Origin of the sequence: Asticcacaulis sp., assembly GCF_027484505.1 — a bacterium.
Taxonomy (GTDB): domain Bacteria; phylum Pseudomonadota; class Alphaproteobacteria; order Caulobacterales; family Caulobacteraceae; genus Asticcacaulis.
This window is the reverse complement of the sequence record NZ_JAIXSV010000004.1, coordinates 1-13,624: the sequence shown is the minus strand read 5'-3', so window position 1 is coordinate 13,624 and position 13,624 is coordinate 1. Positions and strand designations below refer to the sequence as shown.

The window sequence follows — 13,624 nt, the reverse complement described above, 5'->3', positions numbered from 1 at the left end:
TGATCCTGCTAGTCGCGCGCTTTGCCCCCCCGGTGCGTAAGCTGGGCGGGCGGTGGATCAATGTGCTGGGCTGCGCGATCTTTGGCCTGTTCGCGCTGGTCGTGTCGGTGGTTTAGGCCTTACTAAGACCGTGAATCACCCTTTTCTCCTCCCTACGCTTGCGTGGGGAGGTGGCAGCGAGCGAAGCGAAGCTGACGGAGGGGTATTACCGTCCGTAAGATACCCCTCCGCCTCGTAAACTCGGCACCTCCCCATAATATGGGGAGGAGGGAGAGCCACTATGTTAACCGTCACTTCAGCCTAACCCGTCTGATCCAGCACGCGGCGCAGGGTTTCGACGATGCGGTCGATGTGCGCCTTTTCGATGATCAGCGGCGGCGACATGGCGATGATGTCGCCGGTGACGCGGATCAGCAGGCCGGCCTCAAAACAGCGGTCGAATACCTCCAGCGCGCGGGCCGTGGGCGCCCCTTCGCGCGGCGTCAGCTCGATCCCGGCGATCAGTCCCAGATTGCGGATGTCGATGACGTGCTTCGCGTCGCGCAACGAATGGACCGCTTCCTGCCAGTAGGGAGACATTTCGGCGGCGCGGGCGAACAGGCCTTCCTCTTCATAGGTTTCCAGCGTGGCGATCCCGGCGGCGCAGGCCAGCGGGTGGCCGGAATAGGTATAGCCGTGGAACAGCTCGATCGGGGTTTCTGACGCCTGCATAAAGGTGTCGTAGATGCGGTTCGACACGCCGACCGCCCCCATCGGCACGGTGGCATTGGTGATGCCTTTGGCCATACAGATCAGGTCAGGGCGCACGCCGAAATAGTCGGCGGCAAAGGGTGTCCCCAGTCGCCCGAATCCGGTGATCACTTCATCGAAGATCAGCAGAATATCGTGCTTGTCGCAAATCTCGCGCAGGCGTTTCAGATAGCCCTTCGGCGGGATCAGCACGCCAGTCGAACCGGCCACAGGCTCCACGATGACGGCGGAGATGGTCGAGGCGTCGTGCAGTGTCACCAGCCGTTCCAGCGCGTCGGCCAGATCGGCCCCGTGCTCCGGTTCGCCTTTTGAGAAAACATTCTGCGGCAGGTGGGTGTGCGGCAGGTGATCGACCCCGGTCAGCAGCGTGCCGAAGTGCATACGGTTCTTGACGATGCCGCCGACGCTGATGCCGCCAAAACCGGTGCCGTGATAGGCGCGCTCACGCCCGATCAGGCGCGTCTTGGCACCATTGCCGCGCATGCGATGATAGGCCAGGGCGATCTTCAGCGCCGTATCGGCCGCCTCCGAACCGGAATTGGTGAGAAACACCTTTTTCAGGTCGTAGGGCAGGATGTGGCTGAGTTTGTGGGTAAATTCGAACGCCAGCGGGTGGGCGATATTGAAGGTCGGCGCAAAGTCCAGCACCGCCGCCTGTTTCTGAATGGCCGCTGTGATCCTGGGGCGGTTGTGCCCGGCATTGGAGCACCACAGGCCCGCCGTGGAGTCCAGAATTTCGCGCCCGTCGTGGCTGCGGTAATACATGCCGTCGGCTTCGATCAGCAGCTTATGCCGCCCGGACTTGAACGCCCGGTTGGGCGTGAAGGGCATCCAGAACGAACTCAGGGCGTCGGGTGAGGGGAAATGATCAGACGCGTCCATGGCCGGGCCTCCCTTAAACAACAGGCATTTCAATTGTCCGTCCACAGCTTACAGGCTATACACAGCCGTACCAGTCTTTTTGTGCGCCGTTTTCCCATTTTGTGATCACATTTTCGAGGCCGTCTCTATGACCTTTCCGGCGCTGACCCGTCTTGCGCAAACCTCCGTGCCGGGGGGGACTGAGGTGCGCGATGAAGAGTCTTCGGTCCACGATCAGGTCTATGAGGCGCTGGCCAACCGGCTGATTCAGGGGCAGTTGCCGCCGGGCAAGTCGGTCTCGCTGCGTACCCTGGCCAGCGGGCTGGGCGTCAGCCCCATGCCGGTGCGCGAGGCGGTCCGTCGCCTGATCGCGCAGAAGGCCCTTGAGCTTCAGCCGTCTAACAAGCGCCTGCGGGTGCCGTCGCTGTCCGAGGATCGCCTGCGGCAGTTGATGATGGCGCGCCAGTGGGTCGAGCCGGAACTGGCCTTCCGCGCCGTGGCGGCGATGACCAGGGACGTTATTGCTGAGCTGAAGGCCGACGATCAGCGCCTGATGGCGGCGCTGGGTAAGGGCGACGTCGATGGCTATATGCAGGCCAACCACGCCTTTCATTTCCGCATCTACCGGCTGGCGCAGGCGGATCTGTTTCTCGATATGGCCAAGACCCTGTGGCTGCAATCAGGGCCGTTTATGCGTGTGGTCTTCGGGCGGCTGGGCACGGTGCAACTGCCGCAGGACCACCATCAGGAACTGATCCGCGCCTTTGAAACCGGCGACGCCGGGGCGGTGCGCCAGCATATGTCGGACGATGTGCACGAAGGCATGGAACTGATGCTGGAAGCGTTGAAGGGGTAAGCCTTTTCGTTTCCCTCTGCCAACGGCATGGGGCTTCGTGCCAGCGAGAGCGACAAGGGACGCGGCTGCTGACGTTTCCGAGTCATCCCCTCCCACCATCCGCTGTCGCTGCGCTCCGCGGATGGTCCCCCCTCCCACGGCTTCGCCGCAGGCGGTAGATTAAGGCTTGACGACTGCGTTTGCGCCATGTTCCATTTGTGATCACAAATTGCCGGAGGTTTTGCCATGCTGCCCGCGCCGATTGCCACGCCTGCTGCCGACCTGTCCGGGGTGCTTGAGGCCCTGAAAGCGGTCTTCATACCTGATAAGGCCTTTATCGACGGGCAATGGACAGCGGCGGCTTCCGGGCGCACCTTCGATAATCACACGCCGCGCGACAACCGCCTGATCAACCGGCTGCCCGCCTGTGACGCCGCCGATGTCGATGCCGCCGTGCGCGCGGCGCGTCAGGCCTTCGAGGACGGGCGCTGGCACCACCTTGCCCCTAAGGCCAAGAAAAAGGTGCTGCACGCCCTGGCCGACCGGATGACGGCGCACGCGGAAACTCTGGCCCTGCTGGAATGTCTCGATACGGGCAAGCCGATCCGCGATGCCCGCGCCGTCGATATTCCGCTGGCCATCAACAGCGTGCGTTACTATGCCGAGGCGCTGGACAAGATCTATGGCGAGGTCGCGCCTGCGCCGCAGGGCCGTTTCTCCTATGCTGAGCATGAGCCGCTGGGCGTTATTGGCGCCATTGTGCCGTGGAACTTCCCGCTGCACATGGCCATGTGGAAGGTCGCCCCGGCGCTGGCCATGGGCAATTCGGTGGTGCTCAAACCCGCCGAGCTGTCGTCCCTGACGGCGCTCTATGTAGCGACGCTGGCCATCGAGGCCGGTCTGCCCGCCGGCGTGTTCAATGTGGTGACCGGCTTCGGTCCTGAGGCCGGGGACGCGCTGGCCCGCCATATGGAGGTCGATATGATCGCCTTCACCGGGTCGGGCCCAGTGGGGCGGCAACTGATGAAGGCGTCGGCCGAATCCAACCTCAAGCGCGTCTCGCTGGAGCTGGGGGGCAAGTCGCCGCAGATCGTCTTTGCCGATTGCCCGGACCTTGAGGCCGCAGCGCAGAACGCCGCCTGGGGCGTGTTCTACAATCAGGGTCAGGTGTGCACGGCGGCCTCGCGCTTGTTCGTCGAAGCCGCCATCAAGGACGCCTTCCTCGAAAAGGTCATCGCTGTGGCCAAGACCATCACGGTCGGCGACCCCTTCGATCCGCAAACCGCTTTCGGGGCCATGATTTCTGAGCGTCAGATGAATACGGCGCTTGACTATATCGCCAGGGGGCAGGCGGGCGGCGGCACGCTGCGGCTGGGCGGCAGTCGGGCGCGCAGCGAAACCGGCGGCTTCTATGTCGAGCCGACGCTCATTGATGGCATCACGCCGGACAACGTGCTGGCCCGCGAAGAGGTGTTCGGGCCGGTCCTGTCGGTCCTGACCTTTCAGGGCGAGGCGGAGGCCTTGCGTCTGGCCAACGATACCGTCTATGGGCTGGCCGCCGGGGTGTGGACGGCGGATGTCGGGCGCGCCATGCGGGCGGCGAAACAGCTTAAGGCCGGGCTGGTCTGGGTCAATGGCTGGGATGCCTGCGACATTACGCTGCCCTTCGGGGGCTTTAAACAGTCGGGCTTTGGTCGCGATCGCAGCCTGCACGCCCTATATAAGTATGCCGATCTGAAGTCTGTCTCGATCAGCTACACGGTATAATGTCATGAAACTCACCCCCGCGATTCTCGACATCCTCGGCGACGCCATCAGCCAGACGCCGCCCGCTTATAAGGCCTTTGTGTCGTACAACCCCTCGACCGGCGAGGTGCTGGCCTATGTGCGCGATATGGGGGCCGAAGAGACCGAGGCCGCCATTGCCGCGGCTCAGGCCGCCATGCCGGAATGGGCCGCAAAAACCGCCAAGGAGCGTGCTAAAATTCTGGAAAAATGGCACGATCTGCTGATGCAGAATCAGGAGGCGCTGGGCCTTCTGGTGTCGCTGGAACAGGGTCGGGCGATCAAGGAAGCGCGTGGCGAAGTGGCCTATGCGGCGGGCTTCATCGAATGGTTCGCCGAAGAGGGTAAGCGCGCCTATGGCCGCACCATTCCCGCTCCGGTGGCGGGCAAACAACTCCTGACCATCCAGCAGCCGGTGGGTGTGGTCGGGGCCGTCACCCCGTGGAACTTCCCCCTGTCGATGATTACGCGCAAGCTGGGGCCGGCGCTGGCCGCCGGGTGCGCGGCGGTGCTGAAACCCGCGGAGGACACGCCTCTGAGCGCGCTGGCGCTGAAGCAACTGGCCGACAGGGCGGGGGTGCCCGACGGCCTGATCCACATTGTGACGGCCGCCAGCGGGGCCGAGGTGGGTAAGGTCCTGACCACCGATCCGCGCATCAAAAAGTTCTCCTTCACCGGCTCCACCCCGGTCGGCAAAACGCTCTATGCGCAGTGCGCCTCGACCATCAAGAAGATCTCGCTGGAGCTGGGCGGCAATGCGCCGGTAGTGGTGTTTGACGACGCCGATCTCGATATCGCGGTCCCGGCGACGGCCCTGTCGAAGTTCCGCAATTCGGGGCAGACCTGCGTCTGCGCCAACCGCATCTTCGTGCAGCGCGGTATCTATGATGTGTTCGTTGAGCGCCTGACCGCCGAAGCCAAACGCCTGCAACTGGGGCCAGGCTGGGAAGAGGGCACGGGTCTGGGGCCGCTGATCAATCAGAAGGCCGCCAGCAAGGTGACGCAACTGGTCGAAGACGCGGTGTCGAAGGGCGCGCAGGTGGTGCTGGGCGGCAAGGTCGATGAGACTCAGGGGCCGCTGTACTTCCCGGCGACCATTCTGACGTACGTGCCGCGTGAGGCCCGCCTGTTTGATGAGGAAATCTTCGGCCCGGTGGCGGCGCTCTATCCGTTTGACACCGAAGCGGAAGGGATCGCTCTGGCCAATGACACGCCGTTCGGTCTGGCGGCCTATGCCTTTACGACGGACATCAAGCGCGGCTGGCGCGTGTCTCAGGCCATTGAGGCGGGCATGGTTGGCCTCAATGACGGGGTGATGTCTACCGAGGTGGCGCCCTTTGGCGGGGTCAAGGAATCGGGTCTGGGCCGTGAAGGCGCGGTCGAGGGCCTTGAAGAGTTTCTGGAGACCAAGTTCATCAGTTTCGGGGGTCTGGGATGAGTTGGGATATCGCCACCTCCGTCCTCTTCGCGACAGGTGAGGAGGGGGGATTGGTTTCTCCTCCCCTGCGGAGCGGGGGAGGTGGCAGCGCGAAGTCGCTGACGGAGGGGGCCTGCCGTGACGGCTCTGTCTGATTTCCTCACCGAACAAAAGCGCCTGTTCACCGCCACCCACCCCAAAACCGTTGCTCTGGCCGCTGAGGCGCAAACGGTGTGGCGGGGCGGGGTGCCGATGCACTGGATGCACGACTGGGCCTCGCCCGTGCCGCTCTATGCCGAGCGGGCCAAGGACGCGACCTTGTGGGACGTCGATGGCCACGCCTATGACGACTTCTGTCTGGGCGACACCCCCTCCATGTTCGGCCACGGGCGCGAGGAACTGCAAAGCGCCATCGCCGCGCAGGCGGGGCAGGGGGTGGGCTTCATGCTGCCGACCCGCTCCAGCCTTGAGGTGGGTCAGCTTCTGAAAGACCGGTTCGGCCTGCCGGTGTGGCAGTGCGCCACGACGGCGTCGGACGCCAATCGCGCCGTTATCCGCTGGGCGCGGGCCATTACGCAGCGCCCGAAGATCCTGTTTATCGACGGCGCCTATCACGGCATGGTCGATGACGCCTTCGTGGTGTTGAAGGATGGGCAGATCGTCCACAAGGCCGGCCTGATCGGGCAGGTCGCCAACCTGACGCAACACAGCGTCGTCGTGCCGTTCAACGACCTTGCGGCGCTGGAGGCAGCGTTGCGCACGGGTGAGATCGCTGCCGTCATGCTCGAACCCGTCATGACCAATTGCGGCATGATCCTGCCGATCAAGGGCTATCACGAGCGCCTGCGTGCCCTGTGTGACGAGACGGGCACGCTGCTGGTGTACGATGAGACGCATACCTTGTCGTCGGGCTTTGGCGGCTATGTGCGCGAACATGGTCTGCGCGCCGACGTCCTGACCGTGGGCAAGGCCATTGCCGGAGGCGTCCCCGCCGCCGTGTGGGGCGTCACCGCCGAAGTCGCCGCGCGCATGGACGCCGCTCAGGCCGCTATCGGACCGGGCTCGTCCGGCATAGGCACCACCCTGTCCGGCAATGCGCTGGCCATCGCCGGCATGAAGGCCATGCTTAGCGAGGTCATGACCCCGGACGCCTACGCCTATATGCAGGCCGGGGCCGAAAGCCTTGTGGCCAAACTGCGGGCCGTCATCGCGCAGCATCAGGTGCCGTGGTCGGTGGTGCATGTCGGCGCGCGGGCCGAGCTGGTCTTTGCCGCGCCTGAACCGCAAAACGCCGCCGACATGCGCCGGGCGCTGGACCCGCACCTGCTGGAGGCCCTGCATCTCTATCTGATCAATCAAGGGGTGCTGATCGCGCCCTTCCACAATATGATGCTGATTTCGCCCAAAACCCCACCGGAGGCCATTGACCGCCTCGTGGCGGCGGTGGAAGGTTTTATTGCTGAGTACAAGCGTTTCACATCCTCCCCTGCGTAGCGGCAACGCCGTTGTGGGGGAGGTGTTAGCGCCAAGCCGCTGACGAAGGGGGCGTTTGTTCGTCCAATTGCCCCCTCCGTCTTCTCGTTTCACTCGAAGACACCTCCCCCGTAAACAGGGGAGGAGGATAACGAAATGACCCTGCCTGCACACCCCATGGTCGCCACCGTTGATGAGGCCAAGGCCTTTCTCGAGGCCCACCCGCACATCAACTACTTCGAGATCCTGTTCACTTCGATGACCGGGGTGCCGCGTGGCAAGCGTCTGCGCCGTCACGAGTTGTTGCCCATCTACGAATATGGCCGCTTCCTGCCGGGCTCGATTCTGGTGGTCGATACGCTGGGGGCCGATTGCGAAGAGACAGGCCTTGTCTGGGAAGACGGCGACGCCGATCGCGTGGCGCGACCGGTGCCGGGGACGCTGACGCCCGCGCCGTGGCTGGGGGACGATGTGGGGCAGGTGATGCTCTCCCTCTACGAACTGGACGGCACGCCCAACGACCTCGATCCGCGCCATGTGCTGCAACGGGTGCTCGACCGCTACGCCGCCGATGGCCTGACGCCGGTGGTGGCCTGTGAGCTGGAATATTACCTCGTCGATATCGAGCGGGGACACAAAGGTGAGCTGGTGCCTGCCGCCGGGTTCAATACGGGCCAGACGCCGAAGGGCATTCAGGTCTATGGCCTGCCCGAAGTCGAAGCCCACGGTGAGTTCTTCCGCACCCTGTGGGAGACGGCGGATGTCATGAACATTCCGCTGGAGGGGGCGATTTCCGAATTTGCCCCCGGTCAGGTCGAACTGACCCTGAAGCACAAGCCGGATGCGCTGCGCGCCGCCGACGATGCGGTCCTCTATAAGCGCATGGCCAAGGGCGTGGCGCTCAGCCTTGGCATCGAAGCGACTTTTATGGCCAAGCCGTGGGCCGACCGCGCCGGTTCCGGCTTCCACGTGCATGTGTCTGTGGCGGATAAGGACGGCAACAATCTCTGTGCCGACGCCCATCCGGAAGGCTCTGCGCTTTTGAAGCACATGATCGGCGGCATGAAGGATCATCTGGCCGACTGCATGGGCATCCTCGCGCCGGGCGCCAATAGCTATAAGCGCTTCAAGGCCAATTCCTACGCCCCGGTGGGCCTGACCTGGGGCGTCAATAACCGCACGGTCAGCTTGCGCGTCACCGCCGGTCCGGCCCATACGCGCCACGTCGAACACCGCGTCGCCGGGGCCGATGGCAACCCCTATCTGGTGCTGGCGGCCGTACTCGCCTGCGCCCACCACGGCCTGACGCAACAGATCGACCCCGGCCCCGCCGTGGTCGGCAATGGCTATGCGGTGGCCGCCGAAACCGGCGCAACGCTGCCTACCAACTGGTTCGCGGCGGTCGATTATCTCGACAGGTCTCAGGTGCTGCGCGACTATCTGGGGGAACGCTTCATCGACATGTATGTGAAGGTCAAAAAGACCGAACAGGCGCGTTTCTTCGAGGAAATCACCGAACTGGATTACGACTGGTATCTGAGGAACGCGTAGGGCGCGAATTATGACGCATTTGCGAACGTGATCACAGTTGCCGGTTGACAGAAACCCAATCCCGTATTCTGTTAACGTATCGTCACACTTGGAAGGGGCCAGAGGGACGGCGTCTTCCGTGAGGTTTGCACCATCACCACCCGCTGACGGGTTGAAACCTGAGGAGACCGGACATGACTTCATCGCGTACTCACGCTTCACGTCGTTCCTTGCTGCAAGGTCTTGGGGCCGCGGCGGTGGGCATCAGTTTCGGCGGCCTGTCGGCCTGTTCGCAGGGGGCGAGTTCCTCCGGCGGCGAAGGCAACAAGCTGAACTTCTACAACTGGGACACCTATATCGGCACCAATACGCTGTCCGACTTCAAAAAGGCCGCCGGTATCGACGTCAACATGTCGCTGTTTGCGACCAATGACGAACTGTTCGCCAAGATGAAGACCGGCAATTCCGGCTTTGACGTCATTGTGCCGTCGAACGACTTCGTTGAGCGCCTGTCGCAGGCCGATCTGCTTCTGCCGCTCGATCACGCCAAGCTGCCCAATCTCAAAAACATCGACCCGGCCTTCCTTGATGTGGCCTATGATCCGGGCCGCAAATGGTCGGCGCCCTATACCTGGCTGGTGCTCGGTATCGGCTATCGCAAGTCGAAAATGCCGGCGGGCTTCAAGCCGGATTCGTGGAAATACCTGTTCGATTCCGATCAGTTCAAAGGTCGTATCGCCGTCCTGTCCGAAGCCGGGGACATGATCCGTCTGGGGGCCAAATATCTGGGCCATTCTGTCAATGGCCTTGATCAGGCGACCATCGACAAGGTCACCGAAATGCTGATTAAGCAGAAGCCCAATATCAAGGCCTTCCACAGTGACGATGGCGATAAGATGCTGCTGGCGAAGGACGTTGATCTGGTCCTCGAATACAATGGTGACATCGCGCAGGCCAAGGCCGAGGACGACGATATCGACTTCATCATCCCCAAGGAAGGCTCGCAGCTCAATTCCGACAACTGGTGCATCCCCAAGGACTCGGCGCGCCCGGAAAACGCTCACCGCTTCATCAACTATATGATGGACGCGCAGGCCTCGAAGCACATTTTTGAGACCATCCTCTACCCGACGACCAATGCGGCGGGTAAGGCGCTGATGCCGGACAGCTATAAGAACAACCCCATCATCTTCCCCTCGGCCGAGGAGCTGGCGCGCTGCGAATACGCGGCCTTCGATGCTTCCAAGGCGCAGGTCTATGAAGACGCCATGACCAGGATCAAGGCCGCCTAAGACCATCTCTGCCGCAGGTGCACCTGACCTGCGGCGGTTTGTTTTTGTGTAAGGGGACCACACATGGAACAGAGCTGGCGTCAGGCCAAGGGACTTTTTGCCGCGCTGATGAGCGCGCCGCTCGTCTGGCTGGTCTTCTTTTTCTTCGTGCCGCTGGGCATTGTCTGGCTCTACAGCTTCGGCGAAAACCGCGGCCTGATCGACATTGCCTTCACGGGGACGTGGAGCAACTACGCCAAAGCGTTGGAGCCGCTTTATCTCGGCATCTTTGCCAAGTCCCTGTGGGTGGCGGCCCTGACCACCTTCCTGTGTGTGGTGATCGGTTTTCCGGTGGCGCTGGCCATCACCTTTGCGCCGGACAAGTGGAAACCGTGGCTGTTGCTGCTGGTCATGCTGCCTTTCTGGACCAATCTGCTGATCCGCACCTATGCCCTGATCGCCGTTCTGCGCAGCGAAGGCTATGTCAATCAGACCTATCAGTTTCTGTGGAACAATGCGTCGGGCCTGATGACGCTGATCGGGCTTCAGCCGCTGGGCACGTTTCAGCCGCTGGAGCTGCTGTACAATAATTTCGCCGTTGTGCTGGGCCTCGTCTATGTGCATCTGCCGTTCATGATCCTGCCGCTCTATTCGACGCTTGACCGGCTGGACCGGTCGCTCCTTGAGGCCTCGCTCGATCTGGGGGCCGGGCATATCCGGACGATGTTCTCCATTGTAATCCCGCTGGCCGGAGCGGGGATAGCTTCGGGTGTGCTGATCACCTTTATCCCGGCGCTGGGGGCCTATCTGACGCCGGACCTTCTGGGCGGCACGGACTCGCAGATGATCGCCAATGTGATCGAAAGCCAGTTCAAGCGCGCCAATAACTGGCCCTTCGGCGCGGCCCTGTGCTTCATTCTGGTCTATCTGACCTTTATCGGTATCGCCATTCAGGGCCTGCTCGACAGCTCGGCGAAGAAGCGGGGGATGGCATGAGCGACGCAGCCACCATGAAGGTAGTGCCTGCCAAAAAAGAGCGTCCCGGTCCGCTGGACTATATGCGCCGCTGGCCCATTCAGGCGTGGCTGATCGCGGTGACGATCTTCCTCTACGCGCCGCTGATCTCGCTGATGGTGTTTTCCTTCAATGACTCAAAGCGCAACGTGGTGTGGCAGGGCTTCACGCTGAAATACTACGAAAAGGCCCTGACCAATGCCAGTTTGATCGAGGCGTTCAGCAACTCCCTCGTCATCGCCTTGTGTTCGACCATCCTGTCGGTGATCGTCGGGGCCATGGCGGCCATTGCCCTGTGGCGCTTCCGCTTCCCCGGCCGCACGGCCTTTGATGCCGGCATGGCCATCCCCATCGTGGTGCCGGAAATCTGCATGGGCGTCGGCATGCTGGTCTTCTTTGCCAAAATCTTCCCCTGGCCGCAGGGCCTGCCGTGGCCGCTCAATCTGGGGGCCATCATCATCGCCCACGTCTCGTTCAGCTTCCCCTTCGTGGCGGTGGTGGTGCGGGCGCGTCTGGCCTCGTTCAACCGTGAGCTTGAGGAGGCCGCCAAGGATCTGGGGGCCAGCGAATGGCGCACCCTGATGGACGTACTGGTGCCGCATATCCAGCCGTCGCTGATCGCCGGCGCGCTTCTGGCCTTCACCCTGTCGCTTGATGATTTCGTCATCACCTTCTTCACCTCCGGACCCGACACTGTGACCTTCCCGGTGAAGATCTATTCGATGGTGCGCTTTTCGGTGACGCCTGAGGTCAACGCCGCCTCGACCATACTGATCGTGGTGACGGTCCTGCTCACCTTCCTCGCCTTGAAATTCCAGGGGACCAGCGCCCTGACCGCCGGCCATGGCCCCGAAAAGAAGTGACGGAGACACCTGATGTCCGAAGACAAGACCATCATCAGCTTCGAGAACGTCTCCAAGCGCTTTGGCAAGAATACCGCCGTGGACAATGTGTCGCTCGACATCAAGGAGGGGGAGTTCTTCTCCCTGCTCGGTCCGTCGGGCTGCGGCAAGACCACGCTGTTGCGCATGCTGGCCGGGTTTGAGATGCCGACCGAGGGCCGCATCCTGATCGACGGCAAGGACGTCTCCAACACCCCGCCGAACAAGCGCCCGGTGAACATGGTGTTTCAGTCCTACGCCGTCTTCCCGCATATGAGCGTGCTCGATAACGTCGCCTACGGCCTGAAGATGGACGGCGTGCCACAGGCTGAGCGCCGTCAGCGCGCCGAGGACGCGCTGGAGCTGGTCAAGCTCGGCGGCTTCGGGGAGCGCAAGCCGGACCAGATGTCGGGCGGTCAGCGGCAGCGCGTGGCGCTGGCCCGCGCGCTGGTCAAAAAGCCCCGCGTGCTGCTGCTCGATGAGCCCCTGTCGGCGCTCGATGCCAAGCTGCGCGACGCCATGCGGACCGAGCTGGCGCTCTTGCAAGAGAAGGTCGGCATCACCTTCATCATGGTCACCCACGATCAGGACGAGGCCCTGGCCATGGCCACGCGCTGCGCCGTGATGAACCGCGGCCTGCTGCAACAGGTGGCCACGCCCTTTGACCTCTATGAGTTCCCCAATTCGCGCTTTGTCGCCGACTTTATCGGCAGCGTGAACCTGTTTGAAGGGACGCTCGACGTCGATGAGCCGGACCACGCCATCATCAATACGCGCGACATCGGGCCGATCTATCTCGACCACGGCGTGACTGGGGCGACCGGCGCGACCGTCTGGGCGGCGCTGCGTCCTGAAAAGATCGAGATGGTGAAGTTCGATCACAAACCGACCAAGATGGAAGACGCCCCCGAAGGCTATAATATCGTCGCCGGGACCATCCGCCTGATGACCTATCTGGGGTCTGAGACGGTCTATGAGGTCGAACTCGACAGCGGCCGCATGGTCAAGGTGCTGCGCTCCAACCTCACCCGCTGGGATCAGGAAGACTTTACCTGGGACGAAAAGGTGTGGCTGTCGTTCAACGCCTGTGCGCCTGCGGCCTTGCTGAGTTAGAGCCTCATGCCGAAAAGTGGACACCACTTTTCGGAAAAACATGAGGCGTTAGAAATAATTAGATCCATTCGTCGGCTCAACTTAGCCGACGAATGCTCTAGGCGCTTTCCCTTGCGCCTCCCCAACGGGTTTGGGGTATAGCACCAGAGGTGGGTTCACTCTCCCTTATACCTCCCTGCCTTTGGCGGGGAGCCGGGCGGCCGGTGCCGGGGACCGCACGAACCGCCAAAGGCGGTGAGATGCGGTGGTGGGGTGATGCGAAACGTCCGCCCACGCCGATGTTGAAACTCAGAAAGCTCCCCCACCACCACATCTCACCTGTCTTCGCTTAGGCTCAGACAGGCTCGTGCGGTCCCCCTCCCCAAGCAAGTTGGGGAGGTACAAGAAAGCCGAACCTCTTCCTAAACGCTGAGGACAGGGTGACAAAAAGCGGCTCCCGACGCCGCTCAGACAGCCACGCGTCAGCAGCGGGATCACTCTCCCTTGTACCTCCCCAACGTGTTTGGGGGCCCGGAGCCGATTCGCCCTCCCTTGTACCCCCGGCTTGTTTGGGGCCCCGGAGACGGTTCACCTTCCCTTATACCTCCCTGCACGTCAGTGCGGGGAGCGACTGTGTTGGAAGTCAAGGGAGATGATGTGTCCATTTGATGCCATCGCGCAACATGGCGTTGAGGCAGGTAAGCAGTTTTCTAGC

At 62.5% G+C, this 13,624-nt stretch carries 10 protein-coding genes; 9 read left to right on the top strand and 1 reads right to left on the bottom strand.

Annotation, left to right across the window (positions count from 1 at the left end; all coding sequences use genetic code 11):
* Positions 1–300: 300 nt before the first annotated feature.
* A complete protein-coding gene (locus Q0072_RS00260) occupies positions 301–1,632 on the bottom strand; it encodes an aspartate aminotransferase family protein (RefSeq protein WP_298324072.1) in 1,332 nt (443 codons plus the stop codon).
* A gap of 127 nt (positions 1,633–1,759) precedes the next feature.
* On the opposite strand from Q0072_RS00260, the gene Q0072_RS00255 reads away from it, so the two are divergent.
* The 9 genes from Q0072_RS00255 (at position 1,760) to Q0072_RS00215 (ending at position 12,930) form a co-directional block, all read left to right on the top strand.
* On the top strand, positions 1,760–2,467 hold the full coding sequence (locus tag Q0072_RS00255) for a GntR family transcriptional regulator (protein WP_298324069.1): 708 nt from the start codon (positions 1,760–1,762) through the stop codon (positions 2,465–2,467).
* Positions 2,468–2,692: 225 nt separating this feature from the next.
* On the top strand, positions 2,693–4,213 hold the full coding sequence (locus tag Q0072_RS00250; RefSeq protein WP_298324067.1) for an aldehyde dehydrogenase: 1,521 nt from the start codon (positions 2,693–2,695) through the stop codon (positions 4,211–4,213).
* Positions 4,214–4,217: 4 nt separating this feature from the next.
* Positions 4,218–5,669: an NAD-dependent succinate-semialdehyde dehydrogenase gene (locus Q0072_RS00245; protein WP_298324066.1), complete on the top strand. Its 1,452-nt coding sequence runs from the start codon at positions 4,218–4,220 to the stop codon at positions 5,667–5,669.
* A 117-nt stretch (positions 5,670–5,786) separates the two neighbouring features.
* Positions 5,787–7,142 (top strand): aspartate aminotransferase family protein, encoded by a 1,356-nt coding sequence (locus Q0072_RS00240; protein ID WP_298324063.1) that lies wholly within the window; start codon positions 5,787–5,789, stop codon positions 7,140–7,142.
* Positions 7,143–7,298: 156 nt separating this feature from the next.
* On the top strand, positions 7,299–8,672 hold the full coding sequence (locus tag Q0072_RS00235) for a glutamine synthetase family protein (RefSeq protein ID WP_298324077.1): 1,374 nt from the start codon (positions 7,299–7,301) through the stop codon (positions 8,670–8,672).
* Positions 8,673–8,845: 173 nt separating this feature from the next.
* Entirely contained in the window at positions 8,846–9,943 is a 1,098-nt protein-coding gene (locus tag Q0072_RS00230; RefSeq protein WP_298324061.1) for a spermidine/putrescine ABC transporter substrate-binding protein, read from the top strand.
* A gap of 63 nt (positions 9,944–10,006) precedes the next feature.
* Positions 10,007–10,918 carry an ABC transporter permease gene (locus Q0072_RS00225; protein WP_298324059.1) on the top strand — a complete coding sequence of 304 codons (912 nt, stop codon included), beginning with the start codon at positions 10,007–10,009 and terminating at the stop codon, positions 10,916–10,918.
* Between the two features lie 14 nt (positions 10,919–10,932).
* Complete coding sequence (locus Q0072_RS00220; protein ID WP_298324075.1) at positions 10,933–11,799, top strand: ABC transporter permease; 867 nt, start codon at positions 10,933–10,935, stop codon at positions 11,797–11,799.
* Between the two features lie 12 nt (positions 11,800–11,811).
* The gene (locus Q0072_RS00215; protein ID WP_298324057.1) at positions 11,812–12,930 is read left to right on the top strand and encodes an ABC transporter ATP-binding protein; all 1,119 of its coding nucleotides are present in this window, start codon (positions 11,812–11,814) and stop codon (positions 12,928–12,930) included.
* The last annotated feature ends 694 nt before the right edge of the window (positions 12,931–13,624 follow it).

What these genes read in the sequence shown, in the direction of transcription:
- Q0072_RS00260 (WP_298324072.1), bottom strand. Translation starts at nt 1,632, where the DNA reads ATGGACGCGTCTGATCATTTCCCCTCACCCGACGCCCTGAGTTCGTTC.
- Q0072_RS00255 (WP_298324069.1), top strand. Translation starts at nt 1,760, where the DNA reads ATGACCTTTCCGGCGCTGACCCGTCTTGCGCAAACCTCCGTGCCGGGG.
- Q0072_RS00250 (WP_298324067.1), top strand. Translation starts at nt 2,693, where the DNA reads ATGCTGCCCGCGCCGATTGCCACGCCTGCTGCCGACCTGTCCGGGGTG.
- Q0072_RS00245 (WP_298324066.1), top strand. Translation starts at nt 4,218, where the DNA reads ATGAAACTCACCCCCGCGATTCTCGACATCCTCGGCGACGCCATCAGC.
- Q0072_RS00235 (WP_298324077.1), top strand. Translation starts at nt 7,299, where the DNA reads ATGGTCGCCACCGTTGATGAGGCCAAGGCCTTTCTCGAGGCCCACCCG.
- Q0072_RS00230 (WP_298324061.1), top strand. Translation starts at nt 8,846, where the DNA reads ATGACTTCATCGCGTACTCACGCTTCACGTCGTTCCTTGCTGCAAGGT.
- Q0072_RS00225 (WP_298324059.1), top strand. Translation starts at nt 10,007, where the DNA reads ATGGAACAGAGCTGGCGTCAGGCCAAGGGACTTTTTGCCGCGCTGATG.
- Q0072_RS00220 (WP_298324075.1), top strand. Translation starts at nt 10,933, where the DNA reads ATGAAGGTAGTGCCTGCCAAAAAAGAGCGTCCCGGTCCGCTGGACTAT.
- Q0072_RS00215 (WP_298324057.1), top strand. Translation starts at nt 11,812, where the DNA reads ATGTCCGAAGACAAGACCATCATCAGCTTCGAGAACGTCTCCAAGCGC.